General features: G+C 67.0%; 19 protein-coding genes. 15 read left to right on the top strand and 4 right to left on the bottom strand.

Annotation, left to right across the window (positions count from 1 at the left end; genetic code table 11):
* Nucleotides 1–8 precede the first annotated feature (8 nt).
* Nucleotides 9–884 carry a ParB/RepB/Spo0J family partition protein gene (locus PARN5_RS0106795; protein ID WP_017999018.1) on the top strand — a complete coding sequence of 292 codons (876 nt, stop codon included), beginning with the start codon at nucleotides 9–11 and terminating at the stop codon, nucleotides 882–884.
* An 85-nt stretch (nucleotides 885–969) separates the two neighbouring features.
* Here PARN5_RS0106795 and PARN5_RS0106790 read toward each other — a convergent pair whose 3' ends face one another.
* Nucleotides 970–1,512, bottom strand: coding sequence for a nucleotide exchange factor GrpE (locus PARN5_RS0106790; RefSeq protein WP_026155228.1), 543 nt, complete (start codon nucleotides 1,510–1,512; stop codon nucleotides 970–972).
* A gap of 5 nt (nucleotides 1,513–1,517) precedes the next feature.
* Complete coding sequence (gene hrcA, locus PARN5_RS0106785; RefSeq protein WP_017999016.1) at nucleotides 1,518–2,573, bottom strand: heat-inducible transcriptional repressor HrcA; 1,056 nt, start codon at nucleotides 2,571–2,573, stop codon at nucleotides 1,518–1,520.
* Between the two features lie 83 nt (nucleotides 2,574–2,656).
* Between hrcA and rph the strand changes: the two genes are divergently transcribed.
* The 14 genes from rph to PARN5_RS0106715 all read left to right on the top strand — a co-directional run bounded on the left by rph (nucleotide 2,657) and on the right by PARN5_RS0106715 (nucleotide 13,955).
* Nucleotides 2,657–3,370 carry a ribonuclease PH gene (gene rph / locus PARN5_RS0106780; RefSeq protein ID WP_026155227.1) on the top strand — a complete coding sequence of 238 codons (714 nt, stop codon included), beginning with the start codon at nucleotides 2,657–2,659 and terminating at the stop codon, nucleotides 3,368–3,370.
* Nucleotides 3,367–3,972 carry an RdgB/HAM1 family non-canonical purine NTP pyrophosphatase gene (rdgB, locus tag PARN5_RS0106775; RefSeq protein ID WP_017999014.1) on the top strand — a complete coding sequence of 202 codons (606 nt, stop codon included), beginning with the start codon at nucleotides 3,367–3,369 and terminating at the stop codon, nucleotides 3,970–3,972. The genes rph and rdgB overlap by 4 nt, the downstream gene beginning before the upstream one ends.
* Nucleotides 3,965–4,339 (top strand): RidA family protein, encoded by a 375-nt coding sequence (locus PARN5_RS0106770; protein ID WP_017999013.1) that lies wholly within the window; start codon nucleotides 3,965–3,967, stop codon nucleotides 4,337–4,339. The genes rdgB and PARN5_RS0106770 overlap by 8 nt, the downstream gene beginning before the upstream one ends.
* Complete coding sequence (gene hemW / locus PARN5_RS0106765) at nucleotides 4,336–5,529, top strand: radical SAM family heme chaperone HemW (protein WP_017999012.1); 1,194 nt, start codon at nucleotides 4,336–4,338, stop codon at nucleotides 5,527–5,529. The genes PARN5_RS0106770 and hemW overlap by 4 nt, the downstream gene beginning before the upstream one ends.
* 1 nt (nucleotide 5,530) lies before the next feature.
* A complete protein-coding gene (locus PARN5_RS0106760; RefSeq protein ID WP_017999011.1) occupies nucleotides 5,531–5,884 on the top strand; it encodes a YbaN family protein in 354 nt (117 codons plus the stop codon).
* A 91-nt stretch (nucleotides 5,885–5,975) separates the two neighbouring features.
* A complete protein-coding gene (gene gfa, locus PARN5_RS0106755) occupies nucleotides 5,976–6,560 on the top strand; it encodes an S-(hydroxymethyl)glutathione synthase (protein ID WP_017999010.1) in 585 nt (194 codons plus the stop codon).
* Between the two features lie 112 nt (nucleotides 6,561–6,672).
* The gene (locus PARN5_RS0106750) at nucleotides 6,673–7,800 is read left to right on the top strand and encodes an S-(hydroxymethyl)glutathione dehydrogenase/class III alcohol dehydrogenase (RefSeq protein WP_017999009.1); all 1,128 of its coding nucleotides are present in this window, start codon (nucleotides 6,673–6,675) and stop codon (nucleotides 7,798–7,800) included.
* Nucleotides 7,801–7,875: 75 nt separating this feature from the next.
* Nucleotides 7,876–8,508: an ATP-dependent Clp protease proteolytic subunit gene (locus PARN5_RS0106745; protein WP_017999008.1), complete on the top strand. Its 633-nt coding sequence runs from the start codon at nucleotides 7,876–7,878 to the stop codon at nucleotides 8,506–8,508.
* A complete protein-coding gene (locus PARN5_RS0106740; RefSeq protein ID WP_017999007.1) occupies nucleotides 8,505–9,017 on the top strand; it encodes a GNAT family N-acetyltransferase in 513 nt (170 codons plus the stop codon). Before PARN5_RS0106745 ends, PARN5_RS0106740 begins: the two co-directional genes overlap by 4 nt.
* Nucleotides 9,014–9,853, top strand: a complete 840-nt coding sequence (gene fghA, locus PARN5_RS0106735) for an S-formylglutathione hydrolase (protein WP_017999006.1) — start codon at nucleotides 9,014–9,016, stop codon at nucleotides 9,851–9,853. The genes PARN5_RS0106740 and fghA overlap by 4 nt, the downstream gene beginning before the upstream one ends.
* A gap of 175 nt (nucleotides 9,854–10,028) precedes the next feature.
* Entirely contained in the window at nucleotides 10,029–11,831 is a 1,803-nt protein-coding gene (locus PARN5_RS0106730) for a methanol/ethanol family PQQ-dependent dehydrogenase (protein ID WP_017999005.1), read from the top strand.
* 104 nt (nucleotides 11,832–11,935) lie between these two features.
* Nucleotides 11,936–12,616, top strand: coding sequence for a c-type cytochrome, methanol metabolism-related (locus PARN5_RS24820; RefSeq protein WP_017999004.1), 681 nt, complete (start codon nucleotides 11,936–11,938; stop codon nucleotides 12,614–12,616).
* Nucleotides 12,613–13,437 carry a substrate-binding domain-containing protein gene (locus PARN5_RS0106720; RefSeq protein WP_017999003.1) on the top strand — a complete coding sequence of 275 codons (825 nt, stop codon included), beginning with the start codon at nucleotides 12,613–12,615 and terminating at the stop codon, nucleotides 13,435–13,437. Before PARN5_RS24820 ends, PARN5_RS0106720 begins: the two co-directional genes overlap by 4 nt.
* Nucleotides 13,434–13,955: a PQQ-dependent catabolism-associated CXXCW motif protein gene (locus PARN5_RS0106715; RefSeq protein WP_017999002.1), complete on the top strand. Its 522-nt coding sequence runs from the start codon at nucleotides 13,434–13,436 to the stop codon at nucleotides 13,953–13,955. Before PARN5_RS0106720 ends, PARN5_RS0106715 begins: the two co-directional genes overlap by 4 nt.
* On the opposite strand, the gene PARN5_RS0106710 is transcribed toward PARN5_RS0106715, so the two are convergent.
* Together PARN5_RS0106710 and PARN5_RS0106705 are read right to left on the bottom strand one after the other, a co-directional pair.
* Nucleotides 13,936–14,853 (bottom strand): YncE family protein, encoded by a 918-nt coding sequence (locus PARN5_RS0106710; protein WP_017999001.1) that lies wholly within the window; start codon nucleotides 14,851–14,853, stop codon nucleotides 13,936–13,938. The genes PARN5_RS0106715 and PARN5_RS0106710 overlap by 20 nt on opposite strands.
* Entirely contained in the window at nucleotides 14,850–15,401 is a 552-nt protein-coding gene (locus PARN5_RS0106705; protein WP_026155225.1) for an SRPBCC family protein, read from the bottom strand. The genes PARN5_RS0106710 and PARN5_RS0106705 overlap by 4 nt, the downstream gene beginning before the upstream one ends.

Below are 15,401 nucleotides of genomic sequence, written 5' to 3'. Positions count from 1 at the left end.
GGGGGATCATGTCCGATCATAAACTGGAAAAGCGCGGCCTTGGTCGCGGCCTGTCGGCGCTGATGGCGGATGTCGATCTGATTCCGTCGGAACGACCGGCGCCGCGGCAGGTCATTCCGGTCGAGCAGCTGACGCCCAATCCCGACCAGCCGCGGCGCAGCTTTGCGCCGGAGGCCTTGCAGGAACTGGCGGATTCGTTGAAGGCGCGGGGCATGCTGCAACCCCTGATCGTGCGGCCGCATCCGACCGATCAGGGCCTTTACCAGATCGTCGCCGGAGAGCGGCGCTGGCGGGCCGCGCAGATCGCGCAACTGCATGAGGTTCCGGCCATCGTGCGCGACTTCAGCGATACCGAGGTGCTGGAGGTGGCGATTGTCGAGAATATCCAGCGCGCCGACCTGAATGCGATCGAGGAGGCGGCCTCTTATCGCCAGCTCATGGACCGTTTCGGCCACACCCAGGAAAAGCTGGGCGAAGCTCTGAACAAGAGCCGGAGCCATATCGCCAACCTGCTGCGCTTGCTGAACCTGCCCGAACAGGTGCAGGCGTGGCTCAAGGAGGGCAAGCTGACTGCGGGCCACGCCCGTGCCCTGATCACCGCGCCGAATGCGGTGGAACTGGCGCGCAAGGTGATCGAGAAGAACCTCTCGGTGCGAGAGACCGAGGAACTCGTTCGCCGCCAAGCCGAAGGCACGCCTGCGAAACCCAAGGCCGTGAAGCCGGAAAAGGATGCCGATACCCGCGCGCTCGAGGGCGATCTTTCCGCGCATCTCAAGATGAAAGTGGCGATCAACCATGCCGGGAACGACGGCGGGCAGCTGGTCATCACCTATCGCGACCTGGATCAACTGGATCGGCTGTGCCAAGTGCTGGCCGGCAACTGAACCACATTTTGTATTCTGGCGAAAAGCCAATACAAGATAAACAAAAACCCCGGAGAAATCCGGGGTTTTTTCTGTTTCAGCGATCTCAGCTTGCCGGTGTCGAACTGACCCCGACCTTGGCCGGCCTCAAAAGCCGATCATGCAGCATGAAGCCATTGTCCATGACCTGGATGATGCTGCCCGCCACCGTGCCGGGAACCGGCGCCTCGAACATCGCCTCGTGCTGCTGCGGGTCGAACTTGTCGCCCACGGCCGGGGTGATGACATGGATGCCATGCTTGGCAAAGACGTTGTTCAGCTCGCGCAGCGTCAGTTCGACGCCCTCGATCAGCGCGGCAGCGGCGGCACGTTGCTCGTCGCCGGCGGCGTCCAGGGCGCGGCTCAGCGCGTCATGCACCGGCAGCAGGTCGCGGGCCAGGCGCGAGCCGCCATATTGCTCGGCGTCGCGGCGTTCCTTGTCGGCGCGCTTGCGGGCATTCTCGGCGTCGGCCAGCGCGCGCATGAACCGGTCGCGATATTCGTCCCGTTCGGCCACCAGCGCCTCGACATCGGGCGAGGGCACCTCATCGCTCAGCGGGTCAACGAAATCCTCGTCCAGCGGGCTGCCGTTCGGGTTGTCCTTGGTCATGTCCTTCATCCTTTCCGGCCAGAGATCATCCGGCCGACAAGCTGCGCAGTGTAATCGACGATCGGCACGATCCGGCCATAGTTCAGCCGCGTGGGCCCGATGACGCCGACCGCACCGACAATTTTTCGGTCAGCATTCATATAGGGCGAAACCACCAGAGAGGAACCGGAAAGTGAAAAAAGCTTGTTCTCGGAGCCGATGAAAATCCGCACCCCCTCGCCATGTTCGGCCAGCTCCAGGAATTCGGCGATGTCGCGCTTGCGCTCCAGGTCGTCGAACAGCGACCGCACCCGGTCGAGATCGGCCACCTCGTCCTCCAGCAGGTTGGCGCGGCCGCGCACGATCAGCCGCGCGTCCGACCCGTCGCCGTCCCACATCGCGAGGCCATGCGCGATCATCTGCGCCGCCATCAGGTCCAGCTTCTGCCGGCTCGCCTCGATCTCCTGGGCGATGCCGCGGCGCAGGTCGGCCAGGGTGCGGCCTTCGGCGACGGCGTTCAGGAAATTCGCCGCCTCGCGCATCGAGCTGGCGGTATGGCCGGGCGGCGGGGTAAAGACCCGGTTCTCGACCCGGCCATCGGCAAAGACCAGCACCACCAGCGCGCGGTCCGGCGCCAGGCTGACGAATTCGATATGGCGCACCGGCGCCTCCTGCTTCGGCATCAGCACCAGCGAGGCGCCATGCGTCAGCGCCGACAGCGCCGTGCTGACCCGGTCCAGCATGGCGCCGGTGTCGCCGCTGTCCTGGCCCAGGGTTTCCTCGATCATCTCGCGGTCGGTGGCCGAGACGGGGCCGGCCTCCATCAGCCCGTCGACGAACAGCCGCAGCCCCAACTGTGTCGGCATGCGCCCGGCCGAGACATGCGGATGGTCTAGAAGCCCCAGGTATTCCAGATCCTGCATCACGTTGCGGATCGTCGCGGCACTGACCTTTTCGGTCATGTCGCGGGTCAGGGTGCGCGAGCCGACCGGCTCGCCGGTGGCCAGATAGGATTCGACGACGCGGCGAAACACCTCGCGCGAACGGTCGTTCAGGTCGGAAAGCAGGGCGGTTTCTGGCATCGGCGGCGGTCGGGCGTTCTCGGGTTGCGGTTGGGGGGCTCTGGCCTGTATTTGAACAGCAAAACCCCCGAAAGGAATGACGGATGCGCCCCTCTGGCCGGAATTTAAGTGATATGCGACCGATTTCAATCGAAACCGGGGTGATGCGCCATGCCGAGGGCTCCTGCCTGATCTCTTGCGGCGATACCAGGGTGCTGTGCTCGGCCACCATCGAGGAAAAGGCGCCGCCCTTCCTGAAGGGCTCGGGGCAGGGCTGGGTCACGGCCGAATACGGCATGCTGCCGCGCGCGACCAACAGCCGCAACCGGCGCGAGGCAGCGGCGGGCAAGCAATCCGGCCGCACCCAGGAAATCCAGCGCCTGATCGGCCGCGCTCTGCGCGCCGGCGTCGACCGCCGCGCCCTGGGCGAGCGGCAGATCGTCATCGACTGCGACGTGATCCAGGCCGATGGCGGCACCCGCTGCGCCTCGATCACCGGCGGCTGGGTGGCGCTGCGGCTGGCGGTGAATCGGCTCCTCAAGGCCAATATCATCACGACCGACCCGATCATGGACCATGTCGCGGCGGTCTCCTGCGGCATCTATGCCGGCCAGCCGATCCTGGATCTCGACTATGCCGAGGACAGCGAGGCCGGCACCGACGGCAATTTCATCCTGACCGGCGCCGGCCGGCTGATCGAGGTGCAGATGTCGGCCGAGGGCGCCACCTTCTCGCGCCCCGAGATGACCCAGCTGCTGGACCTGGCCGAAGCCGGCGTCGCCACGCTGGTCGCCGCGCAAAAGGCCGCCGTGGCATGAGGGCCTTCACCGGGAAGAAGCTGCTGGTCGCCACCCACAACGCCGGCAAGCTCGACGAAATCCGCGCCATGATGGCGCCGCATGGCATCGAAGTGACCAGCGCCGGCGAGATGGGCCTGCCCGAGCCGGCCGAGACCGAGTCGAGCTTCATCGGCAACGCCCGCATCAAGGCCCGCGCCGCCATGCAGGCGACCGGGCTGCCGGTGCTGGCCGATGACAGCGGCATCACGGTGGACGGGCTCGACGGCGCGCCGGGCGTCTATACCGCCGATTGGGCGGAAACCCCGAACGGCCGCGACTTCCTGCAGGCCATGACCCGCACCTGGCGCGAGCTGGACGAACGCAACGTCCCCGAACCGCGCACCGCCCAGTTCCGCGCCACGCTGATCCTGCTATGGCCGGACGGGCATGAGGAGATCTTCGAGGGCATCGCCCCCGGCCATCTGGTCTGGCCGCCGCGCGGTCCGCATGGCCACGGCTACGATCCGATCTTCGTCCCCGACGGCCACACCCGCACCTTTGCCGAGATGCCGGCCGAGGAAAAGAACCGTATCAGCCACCGCGCCGACGCCTTCCGCAAGCTCGAGGCGGCCTTTGCGTAGGATCTCGACCGGCTCGCCCTTCGAGACCGCCTTCGGCTACAGCCGCGCGGTGGTGAAGGGGCCGTGGTGCTTCGTCTCGGGCACCACGGGCTATGATTACGCCGCCATGGCGATGCCCGACAGCCCGGCCGAGCAGGCCCGCAACGCCTTTGCCACCATCTTCGCGACCCTGGCCGAGGCCGGTTTCGCGCCCGAGGACATCGTGCGCGTGCAATACACCATCACCGACACCGCCTTCCTGGACGAGGTGGTGCCGATCTTGGGCGAGGCGATGAAACATGCGTTACCCGCCGCCACCATGGTTGTCGCCGGGCTCATCAAGCCCGAAATGAAGATCGAGATCGAAGTCACCGCATATCGGGAATGACCGCCACGGCCGCAGCCCTCGCCACGGATCCGAACCTCACCGACGATTGGCGGGCGGGGGGGTTTGCGCTTTACGTGCATTGGCCGTTCTGCGCCGCGAAATGCCCCTATTGCGACTTCAACAGCCATGTCACCGCCAGCATCGACCAGGGCCGCTGGCTGGCCGCCTATCGCTCCGAGATCGCCCGGCTGGGCCGCGAGACCCCGGGCCGGGTGCTGAACAGCATCTTCTTCGGCGGCGGCACGCCCAGCCTGATGGCGCCCGAGACCGTGGCCGGCGTGATCGAGGCCGCCCGCGTCGCCTGGCCCTTTGCCAATGACATCGAGATCACGCTGGAAGCGAACCCGACCAGCGTCGAGACCGGCCGCTTTCGCGCCTATGCCGAAGCCGGGGTGAACCGGGTCTCGATGGGCGTGCAGGCGCTGAACGACGACGACCTGCGCCGGCTCGGCCGGATGCATTCGGTGGCCGAGGCCCGCGCCGCCTTCGACATCGCCCGCGACTGTTTCGCGCGGGTCAGCTTCGACCTGATCTATGCCCGCCAGGACCAGGACCGCGCGCATTGGCGCCGCGAGCTGTCGCAGGCGCTGGCCATGGCCGTCGATCACCTCTCGGCCTATCAGCTGACCATCGAGCCGGGCACCGCCTTCGGCGCCCGCCATGCCAGGGGCGGGCTCAAGGGCCTGCCGGACGACGATCTTTCCGCCGATATGTATCTGGATACGCAGGAGATCTGCGCCGCGGCGGGAATGCCGGCCTATGAGATCTCGAACCACGCCCGGCCGGGTGCCGAAAGCCGGCACAACCTGGTCTATTGGCGCCAGGGCGACTGGGCGGCGGTGGGACCGGGCGCGCATGGCCGCCTGACGCTGGGCAATGGCCGCTGGGCGACCGAGGCGCATCGGGCGCCGGGCGAATGGCTGGCGGCGGTGGAAGCGCGCGGCGATGGCGACAGCCTGCGCGATGCGCTGACGCTGTCCGACCGGGCCGTAGAATACCTGCTGATGGCGATGCGGCTGGCCGAGGGGATGGAGATCCCGCGCTATCTTGCCCATGGCGCGCGGCTGCCGCAGCGGCAGCTTGCGGATCTGATCGGGCTCGGCCTCGTTACCCATCGGGGCGACCGTCTGGCCGCGACCGCGACCGGCCGCCCCGTCCTGAATGGTATCCTGCGCGAACTGGCGGAGTAAGATGCGTTTCCTGTTGCTTGCCCTGGGCTGGCTGTCCCTGACCGTGGGGGTGATCGGGGCCTTCCTGCCGGTCATGCCGACGGTGCCCTTCCTGCTGATCGCGGTCTGGGCCTTTGCGCAATCCTCGCCCCGGATCAGCGCGCGCATCATGCGCAACCCGACCTTCGGCCCGCAGATCCGCGCCTGGCGCAAGAACGGCACCATCGGCCGGCGCGCCAAGATCTGGGCCGTCGCCGCCATGGCCTGCGGTGTCGGCTGGGCGCTGTGGCTGGGGCTCGACCCGCGGCTGATCGCGGTGCAGGCGCTGTGCTGCACCGCCGTCGGCGCTTGGCTGGTGACGCGGCCCGAGCCGTAAGCCGCCTGGGGTTACAACCTTTTGCCCACTTGCCGCAAATCCGCCCCGGCGCCAACCTGCCGCTGAAGAAGGTTCATCGGAGGAGGGGACCATGGCAGACACATCCGGGGTGAAGATTCATCCGGCCGTCGACAACGGCATCAAACCGGCAAAGCCCGGCTTTTCGGGCGGAGAGCTGCACTGCAAATGTGCCAGCAATCCGGTGCGGGTCAAGGTGAACGCCCAGACCGCGCATAACCACGTCTGCGGCTGCACCAAGTGCTGGAAGCCCGACGGCGCGATCTTCTCGCAGGTCGCCGTGGTCGGCCGCGATGCCGTCGAGGTGGTCTCGGGCGCGGAAAAGCTGGAAATCGTCAACAAGGACGCGCCGATCCAGCGCTATCGCTGCAAGGATTGCGGCGTCCATATGTATGGCCGGATCGAGAACAAGGACCATCCGTTCTATGGCCTCGATTTCGTCCATACCGAACTGTCGGACGAGGACGGCTGGGCCGAGCCGCAATTCGCGGCCTTCGTCAGCTCGGTGATCGAATCGGGCGTCGATCCCTCGCGCATGGACGGCATCCGCGCCCGGCTGCGCGAGCTGGGGCTGGAGCCCTATGACGCGCTGTCGCCGCCCCTGATGGATGCCATCGCGACGCATATCGCCAAGCGTTCGGGCGCATTGCCGGCTTGACCGGGACCGCCTGACAGGAAACAGCTTCGGGGCCGGTCCGCCGGCCCCAACGACATGGAAAGACGCGATACAAGGCCTGGCCCATCCCGGCCCCACGCAAGGAGAGCAAGTCATGAGAACACGCGCCGCCGTCGCCCTCGAGGCCGGGAAGCCGCTGGAGGTCATGGAGGTCAACCTGGAAGGCCCCAAGGCCGGCGAGGTTCTGGTCGAGATCAAGGCCACCGGCATCTGCCACACCGACGAATTCACCCTGTCGGGCGCGGACCCCGAGGGGCTGTTCCCCTCGATCCTGGGCCATGAGGGCGCGGGCGTGGTGGTCGAGGTCGGCCCCGGCGTGACCACGGTGAAGCCGGGCGACCATGTGATCCCGCTCTATACCCCGGAATGCCGCCAGTGCCCGTCCTGCCTGTCGCGCAAGACGAACCTCTGCACCGCGATCCGCAATACCCAGGGCCAGGGCCTGATGCCCGACGGCACCAGCCGGTTCAGCATGCTCGACGGCACGCCGATCCATCACTACATGGGCTGCTCGACCTTCTCGAATTACACGGTTCTGCCGGAAATCGCGGTGGCCAAGGTGCGCGAGGACGCGCCCTTCGACAAGATCTGCTATATCGGCTGCGGCGTGACCACCGGCATCGGCGCGGTGATCTATACCGCCAAGGTGGAGATCGGCGCCAAGGCGGTGGTCTTCGGCCTGGGCGGCATCGGCCTGAACGTGATCCAGGGCCTGCGCCTGGCCGGTGCCGACATGATCATCGGCGTCGACCTGAACGACGGGAAAAAGGACATGGCCGAGAAATTCGGCATGACCCATTTCATCAACCCGAAGAACTGCGACAACGTGGTGCAGGAGATCATCAACCTGACCAAGACGCCCTTCGACCAGATCGGCGGCGCGGATTACAGCTTCGACTGCACCGGCAATGTGAATGTCATGCGCCAGGCGCTGGAATGCACCCACCGCGGCTGGGGCCAGTCCATCGTCATCGGCGTGGCGCCGGCCGGGGCCGAGATCAGCACCCGTCCGTTCCAGCTGGTCACCGGCCGGGTCTGGAAGGGCTCGGCCTTCGGCGGCGCCCGCGGCCGGACCGACGTGCCGAAGATCGTCGACTGGTACATGGACGGCAAGATCCAGATCGACCCGATGATCACCCACACGCTGAAGCTCGACGACATCAACAAGGGCTTCGACCTGATGCACGCGGGCGAGTCGATCCGCGCGGTCGTCCTTTACTGATCCGTAACGGCTGCTTAGTTAAAAGGACGGCGGGGGCGGGCGACCGTGCCCGCCGTCAACATGAAAGGACCGATCATGGCACAGCACTTCCATCTGGACGACGATGACGACGACGACGAGCGCCCGCAAGAAGGCCAGAAGGACGAAGGGCTGGGCCTGCCGGAAGGCGACAAGATCGGCAAGCTGTATTTCAAGTCGCGCACGGTGATCGTCGCCGGGCCGATCAACGACAAGCTGGCGCAGCGCACCGTGGCGCATCTGCTGGCCCTGGCCGAGGACAGCGACAAGCCGATCAACATGCTGATCTCCTCGCCCGGCGGCCATGTCGAATCGGGCGACATGATCCATGACGTGATCAAGTTCATCCGCCCGACGGTGCGCACCATCGGCTCGGGCTGGGTCGCCAGCGCCGGCGCGCTGATCTTCGTCGCGGCGAAGAAGGAAAACCGCTTCTGCCTGCCGAACACCCGCTTCCTGATCCACCAGCCGTCCGGCGGGATCGGCGGCACCTCGTCCGACATGATGATCCAGGCCGAGCAGGTCCGGCTGATGCGCGATCGGCTGAACCAGATCTTCGCCGAGGCGACCGGCCAGCCGATCGAGCGCATCGAGAAGGACACCCAGCGCGACTTCTGGCTGAACACGCAGGAGGCGCTGGACTACGGGCTGCTCGGCAAGGTGATCCGCTCGGTGGACGAGCTGGCATGACCGGCGGCGGGACCGCGATCCGTCCCGCCACCTCCGAGGACCACGAGGCGATCTGGCGGATCCTGGAGCCGGTCTATCGCGCGGGCGAGACCTATTGCATCCCGCCCGACATCACCCGGGACGAGGCGCTGGCGGACTGGTTCGCCGCGCCCTTCACCGCCTTCGTGGCCGAAGCGGACGGGCGCGTGCTGGGCACCAGCCATGTCGGCCGCAACCGGCCCGGTCCGGCGGCCCATGTCGCCAACGCCAGCTTCGCGACCCTGCCTTCCGCCCGCGGCCGCGGCATCGCCCGCGCGCTGGTCGCCCATGCCAAGGATTGGGCGCGGGCGCAGGGGTTCCGGGCGATGCAGTTCAATTTCGTCGTCGCCACCAATGCCGATGCCGTTCATTCGTGGCAAAAGGCCGGTTTCGATATTGTCGGCCGCCTGCCGGGCGCGTTTCTTCATCCGCAACATGGCTATGTCGATGCGCTGGTCATGTTCCACGACCTGACAGGAGGACAGCCATGACCCTGGCTTACGAGACCGTTTCCGAGAACCGCAGCTTCGGCGGCACGCAGGGCGTCTATCGCCACAAGTCGCAGGCCACGGGCACCGACATGACCTTCGCCATCTACCTGCCGCCGCAGGCCGAACATGGCCGCGTGCCGGTGCTGTGGTATCTGTCGGGCCTGACCTGCACGCATGAGAATGCGATGACCAAGGCCGGGGCGCAGGAATGGGCGGCGGAATATGGCATCGCGGTGATCTTTCCCGACACCTCGCCGCGCGGCGAGGGCGTGGCCAATGACGAGGCCTATGACCTGGGCCAGGGCGCCGGCTTCTATGTCGATGCGACGCAAGAGCCTTGGGCGCCGCATTTCCGCATGTGGCACTATGTCACCCACGAACTGCCCGAGCTGGTCTTCGACAATTTCGCGCTGGACCGCGACGCGCAGGGCATCACCGGCCACTCGATGGGCGGCCATGGCGCGCTGACCATCGCCATGACCTTCCCCGAGCGCTATCGCTCGGTCTCGGCCTTCGCGCCGATCGCGAACCCCTCGGAAAGCGACTGGGGCAGGAAGCAGTTCACGGCCTATCTGGGCGAGGACAAGGCCGCCTGGGCCCGGCACGATTCGACCCTGCTGATGCGGACGCGCGGCTATCCCGGCGAGGTGCTGATCGACCAGGGCGCCAGCGACCAGTTCCTGGACCTCTTGAAGCCCGAATCCCTGGCCCAAGCCATGATCGAGCGGCGCCAGCCCGGCGCGTTCCGCATGCAGGAAGGCTATGATCACAGCTATTTCTTCGTGCAGACCTTCATGGGCGACCACATCCGCTGGCATGCCGAGCGGCTGGGCTGATCGGGCCTGGGGAAATTCGGGCGATTGATCCCATACTTATTGCCGAATTTCCCTAATACTTTGGTCTGGCGACCCGACCGCTCGCGTTGACGTGAACCCGGTCGGGTCCGAACCTTCCGAACAGGTCGGCGTTCACGCCCGAGGGGGTGCCGTGGCCGACGAGGGAGGAAAACTCATGAAAAATCTGCTGAACGGCGTCTGTCTTGCGCTGCTCATGTCCGGGTCGGCCGCGCTGGCCAATGACAGCGTCATGGCCGAGATCGCCAAGCCCCAGCAATGGGCGATCCAGACCGGCGATTATGCCAACACCCGCTATTCGACGCTCGACAAGATCAACAAGGACAACGTCAAGGACCTGCGCGTCGCCTGGACCTTCTCGACCGGCGTGCTGCGCGGCCACGAGGGCGCGCCGCTGGTCATCGGCGACGTCATGTATGTCCACACGCCCTTCCCGAACAACGTCTTCGCGCTGGACCTGAACGAGGGCGGCAAGATCCTGTGGCGCTATCAGCCGCAGCAGGATCCGAACGTGATCGCGGTGATGTGCTGCGACACGGTGAACCGGGGCCTGGCCTATGCCGACGGCATGATCCTGCTGTCGCAGGCCGATACCACCGTCGTCGCGCTGGATGCGAAAAGCGGCGAGGTGAAATGGTCGACCAAGGTCGGCGACCCCGCCATCGGCGAGACGCTGACCGCGACCACGATGCCGGTCAAGGACAAGCTCATGGTCGGCATCTCGGGCGGCGAATACGGCGTGCGCGGCCGCATGACCGCCCTGAACCTTGCGGACGGCAGCGTGGCCTGGAAGGCCTATTCGACCGGCCCGGACGAGGAGATGCTGGTCGATCCCGAAAAGACCACCCATCTGGGCAAGCCGATCGGCAAGGACAGCTCGCTGCAAAGCTGGGAAGGCGACCAGTGGAAGATCGGCGGCGGCACGATCTGGGGCTGGTTCTCGTATGATCCGGAGCTGAACCTGATCTATTACGGCACCGGCAACCCCTCGACCTGGAACCCGGCCCAGCGTCCGGGCGACAACAAGTGGTCGATGACGATCATGGCCCGCGATGCCGACACCGGCATGGCGAAATGGTTCTACCAGATGACGCCGCATGACGAATGGGACTTCGACGGCGTCAACGAGATGATCCTGACCAACCAGCAGGTCGATGGCAAGGACCGCAAGCTCCTGACCCACTTCGACCGCAACGGCCTGGGCTATACGCTGGACCGCGAGACGGGCGAGCTGCTGGTGGCCGAGAAGTTCGACCCCGCCGTGAACTGGACCACCGGCGTGGACATGGACCCGAATTCGGAAACCTATGGCCGCCCGGCCGTGGTGGCCGAATATTCGACCGACCAGAACGGCGAGGACGAGAACACCACCGGCGTCTGCCCGGCGGCGCTGGGCAGCAAGGACATGCAGCCGGCGGCCTTCTCGCCCAAGACCAACCTGTTCTACGTGCCGACCAACCACGTCTGCATGGATTATGAGCCGTTCCGCGTCGCCTATACCGCCGGCCAGCCCTATGTCGGGGCCACGCTGTCGATGTATCCGGCCCCGAACAGCCATGGCGGCATGGGCAACTTCATCGCCTGGGACAACACCAAGGGCGAGATCAAGTGGTCGCTGCCGGAACAGTTCTCGGTCTGGTCGGGCGCGCTGGCGACCGCGGGCGACGTGGTCTTCTACGGCACGCTGGAAGGCTATCTGAAGGCCGTGGACGCCGAGACCGGCAAGGAGCTCTACAAGTTCAAGACGCCCTCCGGCATCATCGGCAACGTCATGACCTATGAGCATGGCGGCAAGCAGTACATCGGCATCCTGTCGGGCGTCGGCGGCTGGGCCGGCATCGGCCTGGCGGCCGGCCTGACCAACCCGAACGAGGGCCTGGGCGCCGTGGGCGGCTATGCCTCGCTGTCGCAATACACCGAATTGGGCGGCCAGCTGACCGTGTTCGAGCTGCCGGGCTAATACTTTGGTGCAGAAAAGCGAACTGTGACTCGTCAGGCTCCGCCCGGGGAAAATACCCTTGGGCGGAGCAGCCATTTTCACGGGTGCCAGTCAGGGAGGGATTCATGACCAGCAAGACGACCGCCAGCTTGATGGCGATCTGCATCGCATGTGCGACAGCCGCCGTCGGCCAGACGGCCATCGCGCAGACGACCAGCGAACAGCCGCCGGCCCAGGCCGGCGCCGGTGCCGCCGCCGCCGTTTCGGGCGATGCGCAGCAGCAGCAACCGGCCGACGCCGCACCCGCAGCCGAGGAGGGGCTGGAGGTCAAGGATCAGGGCGGCCAGCTCGTGCTGCCCAACGGTCAGGACATCACCCCCGACCACATGGAGAACGGCCGCTGGTATACGGCCGAGGACATCCCGACCTTCAAGATCGCCGAGGACGGCACCCTGGATTACGCCGCCTTCTCGGGCTACCGGCGCTATTCGGCGGAATGCCACGTCTGCCACGGCCCGGACGGCGAGGGCTCGACCTATGCGCCGGCGCTGAAGAACTCGGTGCTGAAGCTCGACTATTACGAGTTCCAGGAGATCGTCGCCTCGGGCAAGCAAGAGGTGAACACGGCCGCCAACCTGGTCATGCCGGCCTTCGGGACGAACAAGAACGTCTGGTGCTATATCGACGACATCTATGCCTATCTGCTGGCCCGGGGCGCGGGCGACCTGCCGCGCGGCCGACCGGCGAAAAAGGAAAGCAAATCCGATGAATTCGCGGCGCAGGAAGATTCCTGCATGAACGGATGAGACGCCCAGCCCTCCTGGCCGGGATCCTGGCCGCGCTGCTGGCCTGCGCCGCGCTGCCCGCGTCGGCGCAGGTCGCCGACCTGCATTCCACGACCGAGTTCCGGGTCTGCGCCGACCCGGCCGCCGTGCCGATGTCCGCAGAGGACGGCTCTGGGTTCGAGAACCGCATCGCCCAGCTTTTCGGTGAAAAGCTGGGGGTGCCGGTGGTCTATACCTGGTTCCCGCAGGGCTCGGGCTTCATCCGCAAGACCCTGCGCGCCGGGCTGTGCGATGTGGTCATCGGCTATGCCCAGGGCGACGAGCTGGTGCAGAACACCAACCATTACTACACCTCGGCCTATGGCATCGTGACGCGCAAGGACAGCCCGCTGGCATCGGTCGAGACGCTCGAGGATCCGGCGCTGAAGGGCCATCCCATCGGCGTGGTGGCCGGCACGCCGCCCGCGACCAACATGGCCCGCGCCGGCCTCGCCAAGGACATGCGCGGCTGGGATCTGTTCGTGGACCGCCGGGTGGAAAACCCGGTCGGCGACATGCTGGCGCAGGTGAAGTCGGGCGAGCTGGCGGCGGCCGTGGTCTGGGGACCGCTGGCCGGTCCGCTGGTCAAGGCCGACCCCGACCTGCAGTTCACGCCGCTGCTGAAAGAGACCTCGGGGCCGCGCATGTTCTTTCGCATCACCATGGGCGTGCGGCTGGGCGAGGATGAATGGAAGCGCCAGCTGAACAGCCTGATCCGCCGGCATCAGGACGAGATCGACGCCATCCTGCGCGATGCCGGCGTGCCGATCCTGGACGATTACGGCAAGGGGCTGAAGCCATGAAAGCCTGGCTGCTGGCGCTGGTCCTCAGCACGGGCGCCGCGCTGGCGCAGGTGCCCGAGCCGCAGGATTTCCGGGGCGAGCCCTATCGCGCCCCGGTCCCCGCCACCCTGGCCGGCGCCCAGGTCATCGACGGGCCGCGGGCCAAGGCGCTGCATGACGCCGGCGTGCCTTTCCTCGACGTGCTGCCGCGGCAGAAGCGGCCCGACAACCTGCCCGAGGGCACGATCTGGGCCTCGCCGCCGCATCAGACCATCCCCGGCGCGACCTGGCTTTACGACACCGGCTATGAAAAGCTCGCCCCGGCCGAAGCGCAGCGCCTGGCGGACGGGCTCGCCGCCGCCACCCATGGCGACAAGGCGGCGCCGGTGGTGATCTTTTGCAAGAGCGACTGCTGGATGAGCTGGAATGCCGCCAAGCGCGCCGTGGCCTTGGGCTACAGCGGCGTGAACTGGTATCCCGAGGGCGTCGACGGCTGGGTGGCGATGGGCGGCACGCTGGTCAACGCGACCGACCCGTGAACGCGCCAAAGGCACGCGGGCCGTCCGGCAGCGCGATCTCGCGCGTGATCTCCAGGCTGGCGGCGTCGATCCAGACCAGCGTGTTGCTGTCCCAATGCGCCACCACCACGCCCGAGCCGTCGGGCAGGGCGGCGATGCCCTCGGGGTAATCCCCGGTCTCCAGGCTTGTGATCACAGCCAGCGTCTCGGGGTCGAAGACCGTCACCGTGCCGGCATATTGGTCGGTGACGAAGCCGCGCCCGCCGGCGAAGGCCACGCCATAGGGGTGGCTGCCGGTCGGCACCTGGCCCAGCAACGTGCCGGCCTGCGGGTCGATCACGCTGACCGTGTCGCTTTGCACATCCGCCGTCCACAGCCGCCCGCCGTGAAAGGTGACGGCATAGGGGTGCTGGCCGACCTTGACCCGCGCCCGCAAGGCGCCGCTTGCCGCGTCATAGATCGAGACGCTGTCGCCGTCGCGATCCGCCGTCGCGACCAGCGCGCCGTCGCTGGCGACGCCCGCCGGCGCCTTGCCGGTCGCGACCGACCACAGCTCGCGCAGATCCGCGTCCAGCCGCAGCAGCCGGCCCTGATACCATTCGGTGACGAAGACCCCGCCGCCCGGCGCCACCGCGATGCCGAAGGCGCCCTCGGGCAGATCGCGGCCGCCGACGGCCCTGCCGGATTCGTCCAGCACCGTCAGCCGGCCGGTCTCGGCCGCGACCACATAGGCCCGGCCCGTCCCGGGGTCATAGGCCACCGGCGCCGGTGCGCCGGGCAGCGGCAGTTCGGCCCGCACCGCGCCCGAGGCCAGGTCGATCACCGTGACCGCCCCGGCATTCTGCGAGGTGACGAAGCCCAGGTCGGCGGCTCCCGCGGGTCCGGCCAACACCGCCAGCAGGGCCAGGCGCCGGATCATTCCGCCTTGCCGAACCTTTCGGCCAGCGCGTCCAGCCCGGCCTGATAGACTCCGGTGACGGCCTTGGTCGCGGCCTCGTCATTCTGGTCGGCGGGCGGGTTGTTGTTCGGGAAGCCGCGATAGAAGCCGCCCTTCCAGCTGACCAGCGCCTTGCCGCCCTCGTCCTTGACGCAAAGCGTCGAGGCATAATTCGTCACCGGCAGCACGGCCACATCGACCTTTTCGATGCGATAGGCATAGCAGCGCTTCTCGGGCTGCCATTTCGACAGGACCTCGGTGATGGTCGGATCGCCGGCATCGGCCTTCAGATGCAGCACGCGCTCGGAGGTCTCGGGCTGGTCGGTCGAGCCGTCGCCGGTGATCTCGGTCTTGGCGATGGCGGGGTGCCAGCTCATGTCGTCGAACTTGCCGATCACCGCCCAGACCTCGTCCGGGGTTGCGTCCAGCTTCTGATCCAGTTCCAGCTTCAGCCGCACCGGCCCGTGGGCCTGGGCCGCGCCGGCCAGCATCACGACCGCCGCAAGGCTTGCGGCCATCACTCGTCTCAT

This window comes from Paracoccus sp. N5 (assembly GCF_000371965.1).
In the GTDB taxonomy this organism is placed as follows: Bacteria; Pseudomonadota; Alphaproteobacteria; order Rhodobacterales; family Rhodobacteraceae; genus Paracoccus.
The sequence above is the reverse complement of the archived record's forward strand: the minus strand, read 5'-3'. Positions and strand labels throughout refer to the sequence as shown.